Below are 21526 nucleotides of genomic sequence, written 5' to 3'. Positions count from 1 at the left end.
TGCGGGATGACACCCGACGCCTTCGTGTTCCGCTGGAAGATCCCGCCGTACCCGGCCAGCGCCGAGACACCCTCCTGGATCCGCGCACCCGCACCGTCGTTCAGCGACACCAGCGGCGCACCGGCCGCGATNGCCATGTCCATGATCTTGTGGATCTTCGTCGCNTGGGCCTCGCCCAGCGCACCNCCGAAGATCCGGAAATCATGCGCGTACACGAAGACCGTACGGCCCTCCACCGTCCCCCAGCCGGTGATCACACCGTCCGTGTACGGCTTCTTCGCCTCCAGACCGAAACCGGACGCCCGGTGCCGCCGCAACTGCTCGACCTCCTGGAACGACCCCGGGTCCACCAGCAGCTCGATCCGCTCCCGCGCCGTCAGCTTGCCCTTGGCATGCTGCGCCGCGGTCGCCTTCTCGCTCGGCCCCGCCACGGCCTGCGCACGGATGTCGTGCAGTTCGGCGACCCGTCCGCGCGCGTCCGTCGGCTCGCCGGTGGGCTCACCCGTCGTCTCTTCCAAAACGGTCATGTAGCGACCTTACGAAGGACACCAAGGAAAGCGAGCCGTCGACTCCGTACAGTCTCCGGCCCGTTTTCCTGGTACCACTGAACAGAACCTCAGCCCTGTGCAGCCTTTCCGACTGCTCACAGGGGATCGGCGTTGTAGAGGTCACACAAAGTCAGGGGGCGAGAGCCACCTCACATTCGTGGGTGGCACATGCCTTCCCCGGAGTGACACGCAGACCCAGATGGGGGCCCCGCTCGATCACCTCGACCGAGTCGTCGGCCCGCAGCACCCGGCGCACCGGGTGGTGCCGGGTGTCCCAGACGATCTCCAGCGGTTCGCCGGTGCGCGGCGGCTCGCTGACACAGAGCCTAGCGGTAGCGGTACGGCGGTCGTGCCGCACCAGCACACCGGCGCCGCCGGACGCGGTCAGCGGTCCCACCGTACCGGCCTGCCAGAACGTGGCGGCGAGCAGCCCCAGCGAGGGCACGGCGACGGCCTGGCGGAGGCCGTCGTTGGCAAGGACCGTCGTCCAGTGCCGGTCGGCGGCGCGCGCGGCGACGGTGCGGCGGGAGGCGCCGGGCAGCAGGAGGTAGGCGTAGGAGGCGTCGGCCGGGTCGGTGCCGTGGTCGAGCCAGAGGGTCTGCCAGCGGCGGGTGCGGCGCTCGGGCGAGCTGGTGGTGTTGATGTCGGCCCAGGCGCCGGTGCGGTCCTCGCGCAGGGTGCGCAGCGCGGGGCCGGAGCCGGGGCCCTGGCCCGAGCCGGGGCCGGGGCCGTGGGCCGGGAACACCCAGCCGCCGTGGCCCTCCAGGTGGGCCCAGTGCGCTCCCCGGTCCGTCCCCCGGACGAACGCCTGGGTGCCGCCCTCGCCGAGGTTGCGGTTGTCGACGACGGTCTCGACGGGCACCCCGTCGGCGCAGGTGATCCCGGCGCCCAGGCAGATGACGGTGTCACCGGCGAAGAACCAGGACTTGCGGGCCCGGAGGGTGGAGCCGACCCCCTTCAGATGCTGGCCGATCGCCGCGTACGTGCCGTCCGTGGTGCCGCCGACCCAGCGCACGTCGGGCCGGGCGGCGCCCCATTCGCCGCCCGCGCGGTCGGGCAGCCGCCGGGTGGAGACGGTGGTGCCGGGCAGCCGGTACCAGTCGACGGTGGGCCAGAACCAGTCCGTGTACTGGTCGGTGGGCTCGCCCGTCGCCCACCACTGGAGCATGCCCGCGCCGGCGTGCCAGCCGCGCGGGTTCTCGCCGTTGCCGCACTCGTAGGCGGCGATGCGGTCGCTGCACAGGGAGAGGGCCGCGGTGAAGCGGGGGTGGCGGTGGACGGCCCGGTCCATGGCGGGAAAGAGCCGGTGGCCGAGCGGCTCGGGCGCGGCGGCCACGGGCGAGGCGGCGACCGTGTGCAGCCGGGCCAGGTCGGCGACGTCGAACTGGGGTGCGGTCAGGATCGGGGTGACGGTGTCCCGTTGGATCCAGCCCTTCACGCGCGCGTGCCAGCGCGCGCGCTCGGCGGGGCTCGCGCCGTCGGCGAGCAGGGCGATGGCGGCGATGAGCTGCTGTCCGTGGAAGTGGTCGCCGCGCAGCACGTGCCGGTCGTCACCGCTGAGCAGGCCGCGGCTGATCGCGCGGCCGTTGACGCTGTCCATCACCAGCCCGTCGTGGATCAGCGGGGCGTAGGCGTGCTCGACGCCGTCCAGGACGTTCTGCCTCAGCGGGTCGGTGACCTCCCAGGCGGACCCGGCCAGCAGCGCGAAGAGCCGGCCGAGCCCGTCGAGCATGACCTGTCCGTACGTGCCCGAGTAGGCGACGTAGGTGTGCTGGACGAAGGAGCCGTCGGCGTAGAGGCCGTCGCCGGTGGTGACGTACGGGAAGACGGGCGAGAGGGCGTCGCGGGCGAGGGCGATCTTCTCCGGGGCGCGGCCGAGGACGCCGCGCAGAGCGACGGAGCGGCACAGGTCGACGCGGTTGGCGCCGGTGGAGGTGCCGGAGTAGTCGTGCAGCAGGGCGTCCGGGACGAAGTGGTCGACGGCGGCGCAGGCGGCGGCGGTCCGCGCGGCGCCGAGCTGTCCGTACAGGGCGGCCGTGAGGTCCATGAGCAGGCGCGGGCTGCCGATCTGCCACTCCCACCAGTTGCCGTAGGGGGTGGTGGCGGGGTGGTAGACGGTGGCGGAGAGGTGGTCGAGGCCGCGCAGCACGTCCGCGAGGAGGGCCGGGTCGCCGGTGGCGCCGGTGCCCGGCCGGACGTACGCCTGGGCCATCGTCCAGAGCCTGCCGTAGCTCGCGGTGATGCCGGAGGGCGGGTCGAAGGGCAGGCCGGGCCAGAGGGAGGCGGGGGCGGGGGCCATCGCGGCGGCGAAGCCGCGGGCGAGCCGGCCGGTGTCGGCGAGCCGCGCGGCGTAGGGCTCGGCGGCCGGGTCGTAGCCGCCGCCGAGCGCGATGCCGAGCCAGCGCTGGCGCAGGGCCTCGTAGGGGTCGGCAGGGTCGGCGAGGTCGGCAGGATCAGCGGCGGCCCGGCCGGTGAGGGCCGTGGTGCCGGTGGTGGCGGCGAGGAGGGCGGCGACGAGAAGGCCGCGGCGGGTGGGGCGTACGAAGGCTCCGCGGGCGGGGGTCCCTTGCTGATGCTTCGTCATGGGGCCTGGTTAGCCGTGGGCGGGGGCGGGCGTCAACACTCCCACATCCAAGAGGTTGAATGTTGAACGGAATGGCGCTACTGTCGTCCTTGTTGGTTCTGGTTGAACATTCAACATCCTCGGCACTCCCCCTCGGTGCCGGGTGACCACCGTCCCCAGGGAGCAGATCATGGGCATCTTCGGCCGCAAGAACGAGACCGAGACCACCACCGCCACCACCGCGGCCGCTCCGGCCGCCGCCGCTGACCCGCAGCTCGCGGCGCTGACCGGCGACTACACGATCGACCCGTCGCACACCACGCTCGGGTTCGTCGCGCGGCACGCCATGGTCACCAACGTGAAGGGCGCCTTCAACGACTTCACCGGCAGCCTGCACCTGGACGGCGCCGACCCGGCGAAGTCGACGGCCACGCTCGACATCGCGATGGACAGCATCGACACGGGCAACGCGGACCGCGACGGGCACCTGAAGAGCGCGGACTTCTTCAGGACCGACGAGTTCCCGGCGATGACCTTCCGCTCCACCGCCGCCGAGTCCCTGGGCGGCGACGACTACCGGATCACCGGCGACCTGAGCATCCTCGGCGTCACCAAGCCGATCAGCATCGACCTGGAGTTCAACGGCGCCGCCAAGGACCCCTTCGGCAACGAGCGCGTCGGCTTCGAGGGCAAGGCCGAGATCCTGCGCTCCGAGTGGGGCCTGACCTGGAACGCGGCCCTGGAGACGGGCGGCGTCCTGGTCTCCGACAAGATCAAGCTCAACTTCGACATCTCGGCGATCAAGCAGTCCTGAACCGGACGCCCGCCCAGCGGGCCGCCGCCGCCCCTCTCAGCGGGCCTCACCGGCGGCGGCCCCTTCCGGCACCCCGGCCCGGTCGAGCAGTGCGTGCAGCCGGGCGTCGGTCAGCGCCGCGTTGGCCGCCGCGTCCTCGGCGGTGGCCGGGTCCTCCAGGAGCCGCGCGAGCAGGTCCCCGGGCAGCCGGGGGTTGGCGGCCGCCGCCCGGCGGACGGCGGCATCGGGATCGTCCAGCAGCCTCAGCGGCAGTTCCTCCAGTGTCGGATCGCCCGCGGCCAGGGCCCGCACCTCGGCGTCCGCGTGGCCGAGCAGGTGCCGCAGGCCGGTGCGCGGCAGCCGGGGCAGCGTGCGCAGGTGGGCGCGCTGCCGGGGCAGGGCGAGGAACGCTTCGAGGAGCAGTTCCGGCGGCGCGGCCGGGTGGTTGCAGGCCAGCAGGTGCCGTACGTCCGGGTCGGGGTCGGCGGCGAGGCGCGCCGCCGCGTCGGCGGGCAGGTCCGGCCAACTCGCCGCGGCCCGGCGGAGCAGCGGATCACCGGACGCGGCGCAGTCGGCGTACCAGCCCGGGTCCGGCTCCCCGAACGACCGGGCGAGCGCGCCGATCTGATCGGCACCGCGGCCGATGACCCGGTCGAGGGCGTCGCGCTGGGCCCAGGTGCGCGGCAGCGGATGCGTCCTGGCCCGCAGCCGCACCCCCTCGTCGGGGTCATCGGCGAGCGCCGCCAGCAGCCCGGGGCCGAGGTCGGCGCGCGCGGCCACGAGGGCGCGGACCTCCGGGTCGGGGTGGCGGGCCAGCCGCTGGACCGCGAAGGCGGGCGTGTACCGGTTGTGCGCCAGCGACGTGAGGTCCCGTCCGGCCGTCAGACATGCCTCGGCCACCGCCGCCGAGACGGCGCAGTTGTACAGGAGCGTTCTCCGGGGCAGGCAGTCCTCGTCGGGCAGGTCCGCCCGCATGGCCTCGGGGTCCTCGTCACGGATCCGCTTGCGCGCGGCCTCCCGTACGGCGGGGTCGGGGTCGGCGCGGAGGGTCTCCCGCTCGGCGGGGGTGAGCCAGTGCCAGTACCCGGCGGCGTACGCCCGCAGCTCGCTCCGGTCGTGGCAGGTCATCCGGTGCGGGAACGACGGGGGGATCTGCCCGGAGAACGCCAGCTCCTGCCGGATCTCGTCCGCCGTGACGAGCGGGTCGTCACCGGGTCCGTCCTCGGCGGTGAGCAGGGTCATCAGCGCGTCGTCGGGAAGCGGGACGACCTGGTCGGAGCGGGGCCGGGGGCCACCGGCGAGCCGGGCGCGCACCAGCGCGTCCGGGTCGCGGGCCAGCCGTCCGCGGTGCGCCGGGTCGGCCCGGTGGTTGCGGGCGAACGCGCCCCGGACCTGTGGCGACGGGTGCGCGAGCACCGCCTCCACGACGGCCTGCGGCAGATCGCCGTGCTCGCACAGCGGCTCCCAGGCAGCCCGCACGGCCGACCGCAGCAGGCGGAGCTGGACGCCGGGCCCGGCCGACGGGTTGACGGCGATGCCGCGCAGCCACGCTCCGGCGAGCGGCGAGGAGGACCCGGAAGACGCAGAGGGCGCAGAGGACGCGGAGGGCATCGCAGCATCCTCGCGGACGGATTCTCCTCGCGGGCGAACTTTTCTCCGAAGAACTGTTATGCGACCCCGGCTCCCCGGTCTCCCAGGCATCGGACATCATCGACCGACGTCAAGGGACGGGGTAGTTCTCCTATGAGCACACAGCACTCGGTGGATACGGCGGCGCTCGTGGCCGCTGCCCGCGAGGGTGACCCGGCGGCTCAGGACGCCCTGGTCGGCGCCTATCTGCCGCTGGTCTACAACATCGTGGGCCGGGCGCTGAACGGCTCGGTGGACGTCGACGACGTCGTGCAGGACACCATGCTGCGGGCGCTGGACGGGCTGGGCGGGCTGCGGGATCCGGGCAGCTTCCGGTCCTGGCTGGTGGCGATCGCCATGAACCGGGTGCGGGCGCACTGGCAGGACCGGCAGGCCGCGCCGTACGCCGTGGAGGACGCGGGCGAGGTCGCCGGTCCCGGCGGTGACTTCGTGGATCTGACCATGCTGCGGCTCCAGTTGTCCGGGCAGCGCCAGGAGACCGCGCGGGCCACCCGCTGGCTGGAGCCCGACGACCGGGCGCTGCTGTCCCTGTGGTGGCTGGAGTGCGCCGGGGAGCTGACCCGCACCGAGGTCGCGGCGGCCCTGAAGCTCTCCCCGGAGCACACGGCGGTCCGCGTCCAGCGGATGAAGGCGCAGTTGGAGGCGGCCCGGGTGGTCGTACGGGCGCTCGACGCCCGGCCGCGCTGCGCCGAACTCAACGACGTGCTGGCCACCGGCTGGGACGGGCACCCCTCCGCCCTCTGGCGCAAGCGCATCGCCCGCCACGCGCGCGCGTGCGCGCACTGCGCCGGGCTGTGGAGCGGCCTGATGCCCGCCGAAGGGCTGCTGGCCGGGCTGGCGCTGGTCCCGGTGCCGGTGGCCCTGCTGCGGCTGGCCGGCCCCGCCTTCGACGCGGCGCCCGTGGGCGCGGCCGCGCCCTTCGACCCGGCGGCCGCCACCGCCTCCCTGCCCGCCGTCCCCGACTCCACCGGCCGGGCCGCCGCCCGGCACCGCGCCTCCGGCGGGCGCTCCCCCGGCGGCCGGGCGGGCGCACGCGACGCGGCCCGCCGCCGTCGCCGCGTCCGGCGGCGCACGGCCGCCGCCGCCGTGGTGGCCGCCTGTGTCGCGGGCGGCGGCATCTGGTACTTCGGCGGCGGCAGCGACGAGGACGGTACGACGGCCCGGGGCCCCGCCACGCCCGTCACCGACCTGGCCGCACCCGGCACCCAGCTCGACGGCACCCCGGCCCCCTCCCCCTCGGCCTCGCCGTCCGACTCCCCGTCCCCCTCCGCCTCGCCCTCGGCCTCCCCCTCCAAGAGCCCGAGCACCGCCAAGAGCCCGGCGGCACCGAGGAGCAAGACCCCCTCCGCACCCGCGCACCAGCCCCGCCCGACGCACAGCGCCCCCGCCACCCACACCCAGCCGCCCGTCCCCCAGGGCGATGTCGCCCAGGTCCTCGCCCTGGTCAACCAGGAGCGCGCCAAGGCCGGTTGCGGTGCCGTCACCGGGGACTCCCAGCTGGACACCGCCGCCCGCGCCCACTCCGACGACATGGCCGCCCGCGACTTCTTCGACCACACCAACCCGGACGGCAAGGACCCCGGCGACCGCATCACCGCCGCCGGATACCGCTGGTCCACCTACGGCGAGAACATAGCCAGGGGTCAGCAGACCCCCGCCTCCGTGATGGACTCCTGGATGCACAGCCCCGGCCACCGGGCCAACATCCTCAACTGCTCCTTCAAGAACCTCGGCGTCGGCGTCCACGAGGGCCCCGGCGGACCGTGGTGGACCCAGGACTTCGGTACGAGGATGTGAGCGCCGCCGGTCAGCGGGCCGCCGCGAACTCGCACCACACGATCTTGCCGGGCGAGCGCGCGTCCACCCCCCACTTGTCCGCCAGCGCGGCCACCAGCATCAGGCCCCGGCCGCGCTCCGCCTCCGTCGAGGTCTCCGGCATCCGGACGTCCCCCGTCCCGCTGTCGTGCACCTCCACACGCAGCGCGCCGCCCGGATGCAGCGCGAGCAGCAGCAGAAAGCCGCGGCCGGGCGGTACGCCGTGCAGCAGCGCGTTGGTCGCCAGTTCGCTCACACAGAGCTGTACGTCGTCGGCGCGTACGGTCGCCGCCCACTCGGCGAGGGCGGCCTGAGCGAACTGCCGTGCGAGCCGCACCGACCTGCGGTCCCGCCGGTAGAACGCCGTACGGGTCAGGGGGAGTTGAAGTTCCACGTTCACGGGACGAGTGTCACTGTGTGTCACTACTGTGGACCAACGAGTGAAGTCGTAGTTCTGATTACTACGACCTCACTCCGACGACTTCACGCGTGTACGGGGGAAAGGATCGGCCATGCCATCGCGGAAGAAGAGCAAGAAGAACGCCACCTGGCAGGCTGTGGGCTCACTGGTCGCCCACTACCGCAAGCGGGCCCGGATGACCCAGGAGCAGTTCGCGGAGGCCGCCAGCATCCACGTCGATACGGTGGGGTCCATCGAGCAGGGCCGCTTGGCCCTCCAGCCCGACCGCGCGGAGCAGTTCGACGAACTGCTCGATACGAGCGGTGCGTTGGCCGTCCTCGTCGCGCGCCTGCCGGTACGGGACCGGATCGTGCAGTTCGCGCAGGGGCTGGTGGATCACGAGCAGGAGGCGCTGAGTATCTACTCGTACGAGGCGCTGGCGATGCCAGGGCTGCTCCAGACCAGGGACTACTGCCGTGCGGTCTTCGACTACCGATACCCGGCGCTCGGAACCGAAACGGCCGAACAGTGGGTGACCACTCGCATGGACCGGCAGTTGATCTGGCAGCGCGCGAGCCCGCCCGTAGGGCATTTCGTGCTGGAGGAGAGCATCCTGCGGCGTGAGGTCGGTGGCCCGGAGGTGATGCAGGCGCAGTTCCGGCAGATCCTCGAGCTCACCGCGCCGACCAACATGAGCTTTCAGATCATGCCCGAGGAACGGACCCCGCACGCCTGCCTCGACGGGCCCATGGTGCTGCTGGAAACGCCCGACCACGAACGCCTGGTCTACCTGGAGGTGCAGCGCGCCAGTTTCCTCACCGATGATCCCGACGAGGTCTGCGACTACCACCACAAATATGCAATGCTGCGGTCTCAAGCCCTCTCGCCCGACGAGAGTGTGCGCTTCTTGCACGGACTGCTAGGAGAGTCATGAAGACCGCGTGGTTCAAGTCCAGCTACAGCGGCAGCGAGGGGGGTAACTGCCTCGAAGTCTCCTACGACTGGCGCAAGTCCAGCTACAGCAGCAACGAGGGCGGCGAGTGCGTCGAGGTGGCCGCGCACACCTCCGCCATCCACATCCGCGACTCCAAAGCCGCCCCCGTCGGCCCCGTCCTGACCGTCTCCCCCGCGAGCTGGGCCGCGTTCGTCGGCCGTACCCGCGAGGTGTAGTTCAGAAACCGCCCCCGAAGTCCCCGCCGCCCCCGCCGCCGAAGTCCCCTCCGCCGCCGTCTCCGAAGCCGCCGCCGTAGTCGCCCGGGTCGAAGTCGGCGCCGGAGACATCGCCGCCGGTGTAGCCGCCGAAGCCGCCGTCGCCGTAGTCGGCGGCGTAGCTCGGGGTGGACATCATGCCGCCGAGGACGGTGCCGACGAGGAGGCCGGGGAGGATGCCGCCGCCGAAGTAGCCGCCCGCCCAGGGGCCGTAGGCCGGGCCCGCGTCCCAGTAGGGGCGGCGGCCCTGGTCGGTGTCGACCTGGCGGACCACCGGGTCGCGGCCGTCGGCCAGGCGGGTGGCGTCGGCCGCGCAGACCGGGACCCGGCGCGGTGCGCCGCCGGGCGGGGTCCAGGCGGCGTCGGTGACCGAGGGTCCGTGGCGCGGGTCGAAGAAGCAGGGCGGGCGGCGCTCGGGCAGCGGGCGGTGCTCGCGGCGGGCGGCGAGCAGGGCCAGGGAGAAACGGCCGTCCTCCAGCGCCCGGGTGACCGCGCGGACGTCCTCCGGTCTGCGGGCGGCGGCCATGGACTGCTTGGCCTGCTCGTAGGCGTCGAGGGCGCGTTCGTAGTCGGCGCGCATGGCGTCGTCCGCGCCGGACTCGGCCGGGTGGAAGTCCAGGCGGTCCAGTTCCTCGCCGAACGCGGTGATGTCCTCGTCGACGACGACCCGCAGCTTCTCCAGCGCGGCGCGCTGCTCGGCCTCGCGGCGGCGGGAGCTGCGCCGGGCCAGGGTGTAGGCGCCGACACCGCCCGCGACCAGGACCGCCGCCACCGTGACCAGCGCGGTGCCCGACATGCCCCCGGCGCCGCCGGAGCCGCCCCAGGAGGCGGGCGCCCGGCCGCGCAGGTTGGCCAGGGCGCGGTCGGTGAAGTCGGTGAGCTGGGTCGCGGTGTCCTCGCCCTGGACGCTGGTGACGAGGTTCCGTACGGCGGTGCGGGGCAGCACCGAGGCGTCGGCGCGGGCGTCGAAGCGGTCGCCGAGGCGGACGGCGTAGGCGCCGGTGACGCCGGTGGCGGTGCGCAGGTCGGCGAAGAGGTTCTGGGTGGGGTAGCCGGCCGGGAGGACGGCGATGAACAGGGGCCGGTCGGCGTCCTTGATCTTGCGGGCGAGCGCGTCGGCGTCGGCGGACGGCAGTTGCGCGGCGGCGGCCGGGTCGACGTAGACCGGGCTCTTGCGCAGCGCCTGGGCGATGGCCGAGACGCTGGTAGCCGCCTCGGCCCGGGGCGCGCTCGTGGCCAGGAAGGACAGGGCGACCAGGAGGGCCGCGAGCAGTGCCGCCGGGAGTCTGCCGGGGGCGCGGGGCGGGGCGACGGCCTTCATGGTTCGAAGCTACCCGAAATATGACAAGCGGGTCGTCCGGGCTGGTGGGGGCGCCCTCCCGTGCACCCCCACCAGCGGTGTGCGGGGCGGTCAGGCCGCCCGGTAGGCGGCCGTGAGGCGGTCCACCGCCGCGCCGTAGCGGCCGGTCAGCAGCAGGTGGTCGGCGTCGGCGAAGGGCGCCGCGACCGCTGCCGTCATGCCGTGTCCGGCGATCCGCTGCTGGACGATCAGCCGTGCCTGGGTGACCAGTTCGCGGCCCGCCTTCGCGGCGTGCGCGTGTTCGGCGACGGTCGCCGCCAGGCCGAGGGCGCGCAGGGCGAGGGCGCCTCCGGCGGGCACCTTCTTCAGGGTGGTCAGGCCCCAGCCGTAGGGGAACTGCGGATCGTAGGAGGCGTCCCCGACGTTGATCGGAAGCTGCTGCTCCGACCTGGGCCAGGTGACCGGGAGCTGTCCGGTGAAGCCCCGGCGGCCGTAGAGCACGTCGGCGACGCCGTCGCCCTCGGTGCCGGGCAGCCAGGAGGCGACGAGCGCGTCGATGGAACCGAGCTGGTCGCCGATCAGCTCGGGGCGGCCCGAGACGATCAGCACCGCGCACCTCATGGCCGCGCACACCTTGTCGACGGCGGCCCGGTCGGCGGCCGAGAGCCGCAGGTCGTGGCCATTGCCGACATCGCCGACGCCCTCGGCGTACGGGGTCTCGCCGACGACGACCACCCCGGCGTCGTAGCCGCCGGTGGGCGCGGAGGCGTCCTTGGAGTAGGTGACGTCCCCGCCGGCGTTCCGCATGCCCTGGAGGATCGTGGTCCCCTTGATGATGTTCCCGGAGGAGCCCTGCCAGCTGATGGTCCAGCCGCCGGTCTGGTTGCCGATGTCGTCGGCGTTGGACCCGGCGACGTAGACCTTCTGGCTCTTCTTCAGCGGGAGCAGGTCCCCGCTGTTCTTCAGGAGCACCTGCGAGGCGGCGGCGGCCTGGCGGGCGACCTCGCGGTGGGCGGCGGAGCCGATCGCGGAGGCGTTGCGGGTGTCGGCGTAGGGGTGCTCGAAGAGACCGAGGCGGAACTTCTCGGTCAGGATGCGCGAGACGGCGTCGTCGATCCGCTTCCCGCTGATCCGGCCCGCCTTCACCTCGTCGGTGAGGGCGGCGGTGAACTTGGCGTGGCTGTAGGGGACCATCATCATGTCGACGCCCGCGTTCACGGACGCGGTGACCTGCTGCGGGTAGCTGCCGGGGAGCTGGTCGAGGGCGTTGTAGTCGCTGATGACGAAGCCGTCGAAGCCCATGCGGCCCTTGAGCACGCCGTTGATCATGTCGCCGCGGGCGTGCATTCTGACGGCGCCCTTGCCGTCGCCCTCGATGTCGAGGGAGGAGTAGGACGGCATGACGGTGCCGACGCCCCGGTCCACCGCGTCCTGGTAGGGCGCGAGGTGGATGTCCTCCAGCTGCTTGCGGGTGACCTCGGTGACGCCCTGGTCCAGGGTGTAGGTGCCGGTGGTGGAGGAGCCGTAGGCGGTGCCGCCGTCGCCGAGGAAGTGCTTGGCGGTGGCCAGCACCTTGTCGTTGCGGGCCAGGTCGCTGCCGTCGGGGCGGCCCTGGAGGCCCTGGATGACCGTCTCCATGGACTTCACCAGGGCCGGGTCCTCGCCGTAGGACTCGTAGGAGCGGCCCCAGCGCTCGTCGCGGGTGACGCACACGCAGGGCGCGAAGTCCCAGGGGACGCCGGTGGCGCGCACCTCGGACGCCGTGACGGCGCCGGTCCGTTCGGCGAGCGCGGGGTCGCGGGTGGCGCCGATGCCGATGTTGTGCGGCATGATCGTGGCGCCCGCGAGGTTGTTGTGGCCGTGCACCGCGTCCACGCCGTAGATCAGCGGGATCTGGAAGCGGGTGGCCTGGGCGCGCAGCTGGAAACCGTCGACCATCTTCGCCCAGGCGTCGGGCGTGTTGGGCTCGGGCACCGAGCCGCCGCCGGAGAGCAGCGAGCCGAGGGCGTAGGAGGCGATGTCGCCGGGCGCGGACATGGCGCCGCGCTCGGCCTGGGTCATCTGCCCGGCCTTCTCCGCCAGGGACATCCGGGAGACCAGATCGGCGACGCGCTTCTGCACCGGCAGGCGGCTGTCCAGGTAGGGCAGTCCGTGCGCGTCCACCACGATCTGCGGGGTCTCGGCGGGGGCCTTGGCGCCGGTGACGGTGAGCTGGAGCGGGATGGTCTCGGCCGCTTCGGCGGAACGGTCCTTCAGGGTGCTCACGCGGACCGTGCGGGAGGTGCCGGAGGCGGTGCCCGCGGGGAAGGTGAGGGTGCCGGAGACGGGCGTGTAGTCCTTGCCGGGGGTCGCGGTGCCGCCCTCGGTCGCGTAGGCGACGGTGACGGGCTGGTCGAGCGGCGCGGCGCCGGTGGTGGCGACGGTGAAGCGGACGGCGGCCGTGCCGCCCTCGGTGACCGGGACGACGGCCGCGTCGGTGCTGACGGCGGCGCGCAGCGCCTGGTCGGCGCGGCCGTACAGTTCGACGCCGTCCAGCGCGAAGGTGCCCTTGGCGCCGGTGGGCAGGGTGAGGGCGTAGCCCCACATCTGGGTGAGGCCCAGGACGTGGTCGATGCCGCCGACGGGCTGGTAGTCCGTACGGTAGGTGAAGTCGGCGAAGGGCAGTTCGATCTGCTTCCAGCCGGTGAAGTCGTCCGTGAAGGACGTGGTCCACAGCTCGGACGCCTCGCCGTTCGCACCGCCGTCCTTGATCTCGAAGGGGATCTTCGCGCCGGTGGCGTGCCCCTCCCACCACAGCCTGATGCCGCGGTGCGCGGACCAGTCGTGGGCGGGGCGGTCGGCCGCGTAGTCGTGGGTGAAGCCGCCGTAGCCGCTGATGTCGTAGGTCCCGGCCAGGACCTTGGCGCCCTCGGGAGCGTCGGGGCGCTCGTCCAGGCGGAGGGCGGGGGCGTCGTCGCTGTCGCCGCCCCAGGTGAAGATGCCCTCGGCGGGCTGGCTCGCGAAGGGCACCTCGCCCTCGAAGCGGTCGACGGGCACGGGAGCGGGGTCGTCCGCTCCGGCGGCGGCACCGGCCGCGCCGAGCGGCAGCAGTGCGGTGAGCAGGGCGGCGGAGGCGAGCAGGGCGGTTCTTCGCATGGACCTTCCCTCGGTATCCGGTCTGTTCCGACACGTCGCTGAACACTCGGCTCGGGGCCGGCTCGGGGCTTGCCCGGGCCGGCTCTGGCCGACTCAGGGCTTGCTCAGGGGCTTCAGGGCTTCAGGGCTTAGATCACAGCGTGAGTTAAAGGGGGCCGCCTTGTTCCGTCAAGACTTCACGCCATAACCGGTACACAGGCAACGCACGGGAAAAGAAGGACCGTTGTCCCTTCGGGAGGTGAACGCACAGCCTCCGTGGTGACGTAGGGTCGGACCACCGTCTTGTCCGACTTGTCACCGGGAGCCCGACATGAGCACCGCCCGCGATCTGCTGTTCGTCACCCTGGACGTGCCCGGTGACCATCCGGTCGAACAGGGGGACCTCTCGCTCGCCCTGGCCGGGGCGGAACTCGTCGACCTGCTCGCGGGCGGGGCGGTGCTGCTGATCGAGGACCGGCTGCGGCCGGGTCCGCGCACGCTCTCCGGCGACCCGCTCCTGGACGAGGCGGCGACCCGGATCCAGGGCGAGGAGCCGTACGAGAGCGTCGAGGACTGGCTGTGGCGGCGCGGGCGCGGGCTGGCCGAGGGCTACACCGCCGTACTGGAGGCGGAGGGGCAGCTCAGCACCGTCCGGCGGCACCGCTGGCTGCCCAGCCGCCCGGTGGACCGGACCACACCGGCCGACGGCAGCGCCGACCGGCGCTCGGCCGCCGACCGCTGGGCCGCCCGCGAACCGGTCCTCACCGCCCTGGCCGCCACGCTCGGCGTCACGCCGGACCCGGCCGACGACGCCGGGCGGGCCGCCGAGCCCGAGGACGGGACCGCGCTGACCGTGCTGGCCGCCGTGGGCGACGCCGTCACCGAACTGGAGGGCGTCCGCCAGCGGCGGCGGGTGGAGAACGCGGCCTTCGACAACATCTGGCGGGCGCCCTGACCGCACGCGGGGCCGGGCGCCCTCCCGGCTACGCGGCCGGGTCCACCGCGGCGCGCAGCAGACCGTAGGTGTAGGCGTCCTCCAGGGCCTGCCAGGAGGCCGCGATGACGTTGTCGGCGACGCCGACCGTGGACCACTCGCCCTTGCCGTCCGAGGTGGAGATCAGCACGCGGGTGGTGGAGGAGGTGCCGTGGCGGCCCTCCAGGATGCGGACCTTGTAGTCGACCAGTTCGAGCGAGCCGAGCTGGGGATAGATCTTCTCCAGGGCGACCCGCAGGGCCCGGTCCAGGGCGTTGACCGGGCCGTTGCCCTCGGCGGTGGCGACGATGCGCTCGCCCTTGGCCCACAGCTTGACGGTGGCCTCGTTGGCGTGGGAGCCGTCGGGGCGGTCCTCGACGATGGCCCGCCAGGACTCCACGTCGAAGTACTTCAGCGGGCTGCCCTGTACCTCCGCGCGCAGCAGCAGCTCGAAGCTGGCGTCGGCGGCCTCGTAGGTGTAGCCCTTCAGCTCGCGTTCCTTGACCCGCTCCACGACCCGGCCGACCAGCTCGCGGTCGCCGCCGAGGTCGATGCCGAGCTCCTTGCCCTTCAGCTCGATGGAGGCGCGTCCGGCCATGTCGGAGACGAGCATGCGCATGGTGTTGCCGACACGCTCGGGGTCGATGTGCTGGTACAGGTCGGGGTCGACCTTGATCGCGGAGGCGTGCAGCCCGGCCTTGTGGGCGAAGGCGGACAGGCCGACGTAGGGCTGGTGGGTGGAGGGCGTCAGGTTGACGACCTCGGCGATGGCGTGCGAGATCCGGGTCATCTCGCGCAGCCGCCCCTCGGGGAGCACCTGCTTGCCGTACTTCAGCTCCAGGGCGGCGACGACCGGGAAGAGGTTGGCGTTGCCGACCCGCTCGCCGTAGCCGTTGGCGGTGCACTGCACATGGGTGGCGCCCGCGTCGACGGCGGCCAGGGTGTTGGCGACCGCGCAGCCGGTGTCGTCCTGGGCGTGGATGCCGAGGCGGGCGCCGGTGTCGGCGAGGACGGTGGCGACGACGGCCTGGACCTGGGCGGGCAGCATGCCGCCGTTGGTGTCGCACAGCACCACGACGTCGGCGCCCGCCTCGGCGGCGGCGCGGACGACCGCCTTGGCGTACTCGGGGTTGGCGCGGTACCCGTCGAAGAAGTGCTCGCAGTCCACGAAGACGCGGCGGCCCTGGGCGCTCAGGTGGGCGACGGTGTCGCGCACCATCTCCAGGTTCTCCTCCAGGGTGGTGCGCAGCGCCAGCTCCACATGCCGGTCGTGCGACTTGGCGACCAGGGTGATCACCTCGGCGCCGGACTCCAGCAGCGCCTTGACCTGCGGGTCCTCGGCGGCCTTGGCACCGGCGCGGCGGGTGGCGCCGAAGGCGACGAGCCGGGCGGTGCGGAAGTCGATCTCGTCCTTGGCTCGGGCGAAGAACTCGGTGTCGCGGGGGTTCGCCCCGGGCCAGCCGCCCTCGATGAAGCCCACGCCGAAGTCGTCCAGGTGGCGGGCGATGGCCAGCTTGTCGGCGACGGTGAGGTTGATGCCCTCCCGCTGGGCGCCGTCGCGCAGGGTGGTGTCGAAGACGTGGAACGAATCGTCCAGCCGGCTGGTTTCGGACATGTCTCAGGGCTCCTGTGTGGGATCTCGGTCGTACCGGAATGACCGGCTCCACCGTCCCCCCAATACTCGCGCGCCATGCTCCCCGGCTGAAGGTGGGCCGGGAAAACGAAAGACCCCTCGCGGGTGCGAGAGGTCTGCGCGCGGGTCGAGGACGACGGTGGCCGCCCGTACCTGGTCGTACGTGGCGGTCACTGCGGACCGGCGCGCCTGCTGCCAATAATCATGGCGAACGAGAGCACGGGGGCAGTCTGGCACAGTCCCGCCCCCGCGCTCACCGCCGTCTCAGGATGCGGGCGCGGGCGTGGACACCTCGGCGTTCTTCACCCGGGTCAGGTCCAGGTCCCGGGTCTCGCGCATGCTGACGTAGACCACCAGCGAGACCGCCGCGCAGGCCGCCACGTACCAGAAGAAGCCCGACTCGATCCCGGCGTTCTTGAACCACAGCGCGACGTATTCCGCGGTGCCGCCGAACAGGGCGTTGGCCAGCGCGTAGGGCAGCGCCACGCCGAGAGCGCGCACGCCGGTGGGGAACAGCTCGGCCTTCACACAGGCGTTGATCGAGGTGTATCCGGTGACCACGACCAGGGCCAGCAGGGACAGCCCCAGCGCGGGCCAGAAGCTGCCCGCGTGCCGGAGCAGGGTGAGGATCGGCACGGTCAGCAGGGTCGAGCCGACCGCGAAGGTGATCAGCAGCGGACGGCGCCCGATCCGGTCGGAGAGCCGCCCGGCCAGCGGCTGGAGGCAGGCGAAGACGATCAGCGCGGTGAAGGAGACCAGCGTCGCGGTCCGCTTGGGCAGGCCCGCGGAGTTGGACAGGTACTTGGTGAGGTAGGTGGTGTACGTGTAGTACGCCACCGTGCCGCCCATGGTCAGCGCCATCACGAGCAGCGCCTCGCGCTTGTGCGCCCACAGCGCGCGCAGCGTGCCGCGCTCCGCGCCGCCGCTGTCGTCGGCCTCGTACACCTCGGTCTCCAGCATGCTGCGCCGGAGGTAGAAGATCACGGCGGCGCCGAGCGCGCCCACCACGAACGGGATCCGCCAGCCCCAGCTGTGCAGCACGTCGTCGGACATGGTCCGCTGGAGGAGGATCTGGAGGCCGAGGCCGACGATCTGGCCCGCGGTCATGGAGACGTACTGGAAGCTGGAGGCGAAGCCGCGGCGGCGCGGGTCGGACGCCTCGGTGAGATAGGTGGCGCTGGCCGCGTACTCGCCGCCCACCGAAAGACCCTGGAGCAGCCGGGCCAGCAGCAGCACCAGCGCGCCGCCGTACCCGGCGACGCCGTAGGTCGGCGCGACGGCGATCAGCACCGCCGAGGCCGACATCAGGGTGACCGTCAGGGTCAGGGCGGCCTTGCGGCCCTGGCGGTCACCGACCCGGCCCAGTAACCAGCCGCCGACCGGCCGCATGAAGAACCCGACCGCGAAGATGCCCGCGGTGTTCATCATCTGCGCGGTCGGATTGCCGTGCGGGAAGAACGCCCCGGCGAAGTAGGTGGCGAAACTGGCGTAGACGAACCAGTCGTACCACTCCACCATGTTCCCCGCCGAGCCGATCCAGATCTTCTTCCACTGCTCTCGTCCCATGCGCTGTGACTGCCCCGCCGGGACCCGGCCGACGCACCCCGCGCGAGTGGCGGCAAGGCGCGCTACGGCGTCAGCGACTCGTCCAGGAACTCCCCCACCAGGCCGAGCACCCGCTCGCGGCCGGTGCCGCGCAGCCCGATCGCCACCTGGAGCGAGAAGCCGTCGAGCAGGGCGCGCAGCCGGGTCGCGAAGCGGTCGGCGTCCACCGGGCGGAACTCGCCGCGCGAGACGCCCTCGGCGACCAGGGCCGCCAGGTCGCGGTGCCAGGCGCCCTCGATGGCGCCCTGCCGGTCCCGGGCGTCCTCGGCGGCGGTCAGCGAGCGGTTCCAGACCTCCAGCCAGAGCGTCCAGTGCGGGTCGTGCCGCCCGTCGGGCACATACAGGGCGACATAGGCGTCCAGCCGCTCCCGGGCCGGGGCGTCCCGCGCCAGCAGCCGCCCGCGCTCGGCCCCGAGCCGGCTCTCGCTCCACTCCAGGGTGCGCAGCAGCAGCTCGTCCTTGGAGCCGAAGTAGTACAGCAGATGCCCGCTGCTCATCTGGACCTCGCGGCCCAGCGCCGCCATCGTGAGCTTCTCCAGACCGCGTTCGGCGATCATCTCCATGGCGACGGCGAGCACCTCCTCGCGCGGCGGCGCGGGCGTACGGCTGCGCGTCACCGCCCCGCCCCCGCATCCACCCGGACGGATCCCGGATTCACCCGGACGGAAACCTGGCCGCACACCACGTCCGGCGTCCGGACCGGCTCGGCGGGTCGGTGGCCGCGAGCGGCGAAGAGCAGTACATCCACGCGTACGTTCTACCCGACCGTCGGCGCGGGCCCTACTTCGGCTGCTGCTGGGTGATGCAGTGGATGCCGCCGCCGCCCGCGAAGATCGTGCGGGCGTCGACCAGGGTGACCGTGCGGTCGGGGAAGAGGCGGCGGAAGACGGCGGCGGCGTCCTCGTCGCGGGGGTCATCGAAGGCGCACAGGACGACGCCGTCGTTGCAGAGGTAGTGGTTGATGTAGGAGTAGTCGGCCCAGTGGCCGTCGGCCTCCAGCACGGTGGGGGCGGTCACCTCGACGACCTCCAGGGGGCGGCCGTGGGCGTCGGTGGCGGCGCGCAGGAGGGCGATGACCTCCTTGGTGACCTCGTGGTCGGGGTGGGCCGGGTCGGGCTGGTGGTGGGCGACGACGACGCCGGGGCGGGCGAAGGCGGCGACGATGTCGACATGGCCGAGGGTGCCGTAGCCGTGCGGCGGGTAGTCGCCGGTCAGGCCGCGCGGCAGCCAGATCGCCTTGCGGGTGCCCAGGTGCGCGTGGATCTCCGCCTCGACCTGCTCCCGGGACCAGTGCGGGTTGCGCTCCGGGCCGAGCTGGACGGTCTCGGTGAGCAGGACGGTGCCCTCGCCGTCGACGTGGATCGCGCCGCCCTCGTTGACCAGCCGTGAGGCGTACGTCTTCGCTCCGGCGAGGTCGGCCACGTACGCGCCGATCTTCGCGTCGTGCTCCCAGCGGGCCCAGTCCTGGGCGCCCCAGCCGTTGAACGTCCAGTCCACGGCGGCCAGCCGGCCGGTGCGGTCCTTGAGGAAGGTGGGGCCGATGTCGCGCATCCAGGCGTCGTCGAGGTCGCGTTCGACGGTGTCGACGCCGTCGCCGAGCAGGGCGCGGGCCTCGGCGGACTGGCCGGGGCCGCAGACCACGGTGACCGGTTCGAAGCGGCGCACCGCGCGGGCGACCGACGCCCAGGCGGTACGGGAGGCGGCCAGTTCCTCCGGGGTGTCGAAGGTCGGGTTGGCGCCCGGCCAGGCCATCCAGGTGCGCTCGTGCGGCTCCCATTCGGCGGGCATGGAGAAGCCGTCGGCGGCGGGGGTGCTCATATGGGTTCTCGGTTTCTCAGAGAAAGTACAGGCGGTTCAGGGAGACGGAGTCGGCGGGCTCCGAGCGCAGCGGGTCGCCGTCCAGGGTGACCAGGCCGGTGCGCTGGTCGACGTCGACCGCTCCGGTACGGGAGTTCAGGCGCAGGTCGGCCGGGCCGATGCCGCGGGTGCCGCGCACGGCGACCCGGCGCCTGCGGGTGGGCATGGTGTCGCCGCCCTGGTCGAGCGCGGCCTGCGCCACGAACGCGACGGAGAGTTCGGCGGGGGTGGCGCCGTGCGCGCCGAACTGCGGTCCCAGCACGAGGGGTTCGCAGGTGTCGGTGGCCGCGTTCGGGTCGCCGGTGACGCCGTACGCGGGAAAGCCGGACTTCAGCACGAGCTGCGGTTTGGCGCCGAAGTACTCCGGGCGCCACAGCACGATGTCGGCGAGCTTGCCGGCCTCCAGGGAGCCGACCTCGTGGGAGAGGCCGTGCGCGATGGCCGGGTTGACGGTCAGCTTGGCGATGTAGCGCAGCACGCGGCCGTTGTCGTCGCCGGGGCCGTCGCCCTCGGCCGGGCCCAGCTCGGCCTTCATCTTCCCGGCCATCGCGAAGGTGCGCCGCACGGTCTCGCCCGCGCGGCCCATGCCCTGCGCGTCGGAGGAGGTGATGCCGATCGCGCCCAGGTCGTGCAGCACGTCCTCGGCGCCCATGGTGCCCGCTCGGATGCGGTCGCGGGCCATGGCGGCGTCGCCGGGCAGGTCGGTCTTCAGGTCGTGGACGGAGACGATCATGCCGTAGTGCTCGGCGACCGCGTCCCGGCCGAAGGGCAGCGTGGGGTTGGTGGAGGAGCCGATGACATTGGGCACGCCCGCCATCTTCAGCACATTGGGCACATGCCCGCCGCCGCAGCCCTCGATGTGGAAGGCGTGGATCGTACGCCCCTCCAGGACGCGCAGGGTGTCCTCCACCGACAGGCACTCGTTCAGGCCGTCGCTGTGCAGGGCCACTTGCACGTCGTGGTCCTCGGCCACCCGCAGGGCGGTGTCCAGGGCGCGGGTGTGGGCGCCCATGTCCTCGTGCACCTTGAAGCCGCAGGCGCCGCCCTCGGCCAGCGCCTCGACGAGGGGGGCGCCCTGCGAGGACGAACCCCGGCCCAGGAAGCCGATGTTGACCGGCCAGGCGTCGAAGGCGCCGAAGGCGTGCCGCAGCGCCCAGGGCGAGTTGACGCCGACGCCCCACACCGGCCCGAACTCCTGCCCGATGACCGTGGTCACCCCGGAGGCGAGGGACGCCTCCATGATCCGCGGCGACAGCAGGTGCACATGGGTGTCCACGGCTCCGGCGGTCGCGATCAGGCCCTCGCCGGACACGATGGTCGTGCCGGTGCCCACGACGACGTCGACCCCGTCGAGCGTGTCCGGGTTGCCGGCCCGGCCCACGGCGCTGATCCGGCCCTCGCGGATGCCGATGGACACCTTGCGGATGCCCTGCACCGCGTCGATCACGACGACGTTGCTGATCACGACGTCGCAGGTGTCGCGGACGGCCGCGGCCTTGAGGTGCAGTCCGTCGCGGGCGGTCTTGCCGAACCCGGCCAGGAACTCGTCGCCGTACCGCTGCGCGTCCGACTCCACCCGGATCACCAGACCGGAGTCGCCGAGGCGGACCCGGTCACCGGCGCGGGGGCCGTGGGTGGCGGCGTAGGCGTGCGGATCGACGTGGATCGCCCGGCTCACCTCGCGTCCTTTGGAACGGCTCATCGGGCGTCTCCTTCCGGGGCGTCGGGGGCCGGGGCGTCGGGGGCTGGGGGTGCGGGGGCCGGGGGTGCGGGGGGTTCCGCTCGGTCGGCCTGTGTTTCGGCGGCTTCGGTCCCGGCGGCTTCCGTCCCGGCGGCTTCCGTCCCGGCGGCTTCCGTCCCGGCGGCTTCCGTCCCGGCGGCTTCCGTCCCGGCGGCTTCCGGTCCCGCCGCTTCCGTCGCGGACACGCCCAGGTAGCCGCAGGCGGCGGCCCGGCGCAGGGCCTCCTGCCTGGCGCCGGGGGCGTCCAGCGGGCCGTCGACCAGTCCGGCGAAGCCGATGGCGACCCGGGCGCCGCCGATCGGCACGAGGCCCACCTCGGCGCTCT

The 21526-nt window shown here is 73.1% G+C and carries 16 protein-coding genes and 1 pseudogene; 5 read left to right on the top strand and 12 right to left on the bottom strand.

Translation table 11 applies throughout. The features are described 5' to 3' along the window. Window positions 1-527 (bottom strand): carboxyl transferase domain-containing protein (locus B086_RS0129620; RefSeq protein WP_324604704.1); only part of this gene is annotated, 527 nt, incomplete at its 3' end. A 151-nt stretch (window positions 528-678) separates the two neighbouring features. Beyond that, a complete protein-coding gene (locus B086_RS0129615) occupies window positions 679-3132 on the bottom strand; it encodes a polysaccharide lyase 8 family protein (protein WP_018570068.1) in 2454 nt (817 codons plus the stop codon). A 169-nt stretch (window positions 3133-3301) separates the two neighbouring features. On the opposite strand from B086_RS0129615, the gene B086_RS0129610 reads away from it, so the two are divergent. Continuing rightward, window positions 3302-3925, top strand: coding sequence for a YceI family protein (locus B086_RS0129610; protein WP_018570067.1), 624 nt, complete (start codon window positions 3302-3304; stop codon window positions 3923-3925). 36 nt (window positions 3926-3961) lie between these two features. Here B086_RS0129610 and B086_RS41145 read toward each other — a convergent pair whose 3' ends face one another. After that, window positions 3962-5515 carry a hypothetical protein gene (locus tag B086_RS41145; RefSeq protein ID WP_018570066.1) on the bottom strand — a complete coding sequence of 518 codons (1554 nt, stop codon included), beginning with the start codon at window positions 5513-5515 and terminating at the stop codon, window positions 3962-3964. Between the two features lie 132 nt (window positions 5516-5647). Here B086_RS41145 and B086_RS0129600 point away from each other — a divergent pair, with 132 nt between their 5' ends. After that, the gene (locus tag B086_RS0129600; protein WP_018570065.1) at window positions 5648-7351 is read left to right on the top strand and encodes a sigma-70 family RNA polymerase sigma factor; all 1704 of its coding nucleotides are present in this window, start codon (window positions 5648-5650) and stop codon (window positions 7349-7351) included. Between the two features lie 10 nt (window positions 7352-7361). Here B086_RS0129600 and B086_RS0129595 read toward each other — a convergent pair whose 3' ends face one another. Continuing rightward, on the bottom strand, window positions 7362-7769 hold the full coding sequence (locus tag B086_RS0129595; protein WP_018570064.1) for an ATP-binding protein: 408 nt from the start codon (window positions 7767-7769) through the stop codon (window positions 7362-7364). Between the two features lie 112 nt (window positions 7770-7881). Between B086_RS0129595 and B086_RS0129590 the strand changes: the two genes are divergently transcribed. Both B086_RS0129590 and B086_RS0129585 read left to right on the top strand, forming a co-directional pair. After that, window positions 7882-8703 (top strand): helix-turn-helix domain-containing protein, encoded by an 822-nt coding sequence (locus tag B086_RS0129590; protein ID WP_018570063.1) that lies wholly within the window; start codon window positions 7882-7884, stop codon window positions 8701-8703. Next, on the top strand, window positions 8700-8939 hold the full coding sequence (locus tag B086_RS0129585; RefSeq protein ID WP_018570062.1) for a DUF397 domain-containing protein: 240 nt from the start codon (window positions 8700-8702) through the stop codon (window positions 8937-8939). The genes B086_RS0129590 and B086_RS0129585 overlap by 4 nt, the downstream gene beginning before the upstream one ends. A 1-nt stretch (window position 8940) precedes the next feature. Here B086_RS0129585 and B086_RS0129580 read toward each other — a convergent pair whose 3' ends face one another. Beyond that, the gene (locus tag B086_RS0129580; RefSeq protein ID WP_018570061.1) at window positions 8941-10299 is read right to left on the bottom strand and encodes a hypothetical protein; all 1359 of its coding nucleotides are present in this window, start codon (window positions 10297-10299) and stop codon (window positions 8941-8943) included. A 90-nt stretch (window positions 10300-10389) separates the two neighbouring features. Further along, window positions 10390-13413, bottom strand: coding sequence for a glycoside hydrolase family 3 protein (locus B086_RS0129575; protein ID WP_018570060.1), 3024 nt, complete (start codon window positions 13411-13413; stop codon window positions 10390-10392). Between the two features lie 310 nt (window positions 13414-13723). Between B086_RS0129575 and B086_RS0129570 the strand changes: the two genes are divergently transcribed. Further along, complete coding sequence (locus B086_RS0129570; RefSeq protein WP_018570059.1) at window positions 13724-14347, top strand: GOLPH3/VPS74 family protein; 624 nt, start codon at window positions 13724-13726, stop codon at window positions 14345-14347. Between the two features lie 28 nt (window positions 14348-14375). On the opposite strand, the gene cimA is transcribed toward B086_RS0129570, so the two are convergent. The 6 genes and pseudogenes from cimA to B086_RS45730 form a co-directional block, all read right to left on the bottom strand. Beyond that, complete coding sequence (gene cimA, locus B086_RS0129565; RefSeq protein ID WP_018570058.1) at window positions 14376-15980, bottom strand: citramalate synthase; 1605 nt, start codon at window positions 15978-15980, stop codon at window positions 14376-14378. A gap of 282 nt (window positions 15981-16262) precedes the next feature. Beyond that, the gene (locus B086_RS0129560; protein ID WP_018570057.1) at window positions 16263-17564 is read right to left on the bottom strand and encodes an MFS transporter; all 1302 of its coding nucleotides are present in this window, start codon (window positions 17562-17564) and stop codon (window positions 16263-16265) included. 62 nt (window positions 17565-17626) lie between these two features. Beyond that, the gene (locus tag B086_RS0129555) at window positions 17627-18166 is read right to left on the bottom strand and encodes a TetR/AcrR family transcriptional regulator (protein ID WP_078531239.1); all 540 of its coding nucleotides are present in this window, start codon (window positions 18164-18166) and stop codon (window positions 17627-17629) included. Between the two features lie 217 nt (window positions 18167-18383). Continuing rightward, the gene (locus B086_RS0129550) at window positions 18384-19421 is read right to left on the bottom strand and encodes an agmatine deiminase family protein (RefSeq protein ID WP_018570055.1); all 1038 of its coding nucleotides are present in this window, start codon (window positions 19419-19421) and stop codon (window positions 18384-18386) included. Between the two features lie 16 nt (window positions 19422-19437). Continuing rightward, window positions 19438-21162 carry an urease subunit alpha gene (locus tag B086_RS0129545; protein WP_037874196.1) on the bottom strand — a complete coding sequence of 575 codons (1725 nt, stop codon included), beginning with the start codon at window positions 21160-21162 and terminating at the stop codon, window positions 19438-19440. After that, window positions 21159-21526 (bottom strand): annotated as a pseudogene (locus tag B086_RS45730) (urease subunit gamma); the annotation flags it as partial. The gene B086_RS0129545 and the pseudogene B086_RS45730, both read right to left, overlap by 4 nt.

This window comes from Streptomyces sp. PsTaAH-124 (genome assembly GCF_000373685.1).
Classification (GTDB): Bacteria; Actinomycetota; Actinomycetes; order Streptomycetales; family Streptomycetaceae; genus Streptomyces; species Streptomyces andamanensis.
This window is presented reverse-complemented; position numbering and strand designations above follow the sequence as displayed.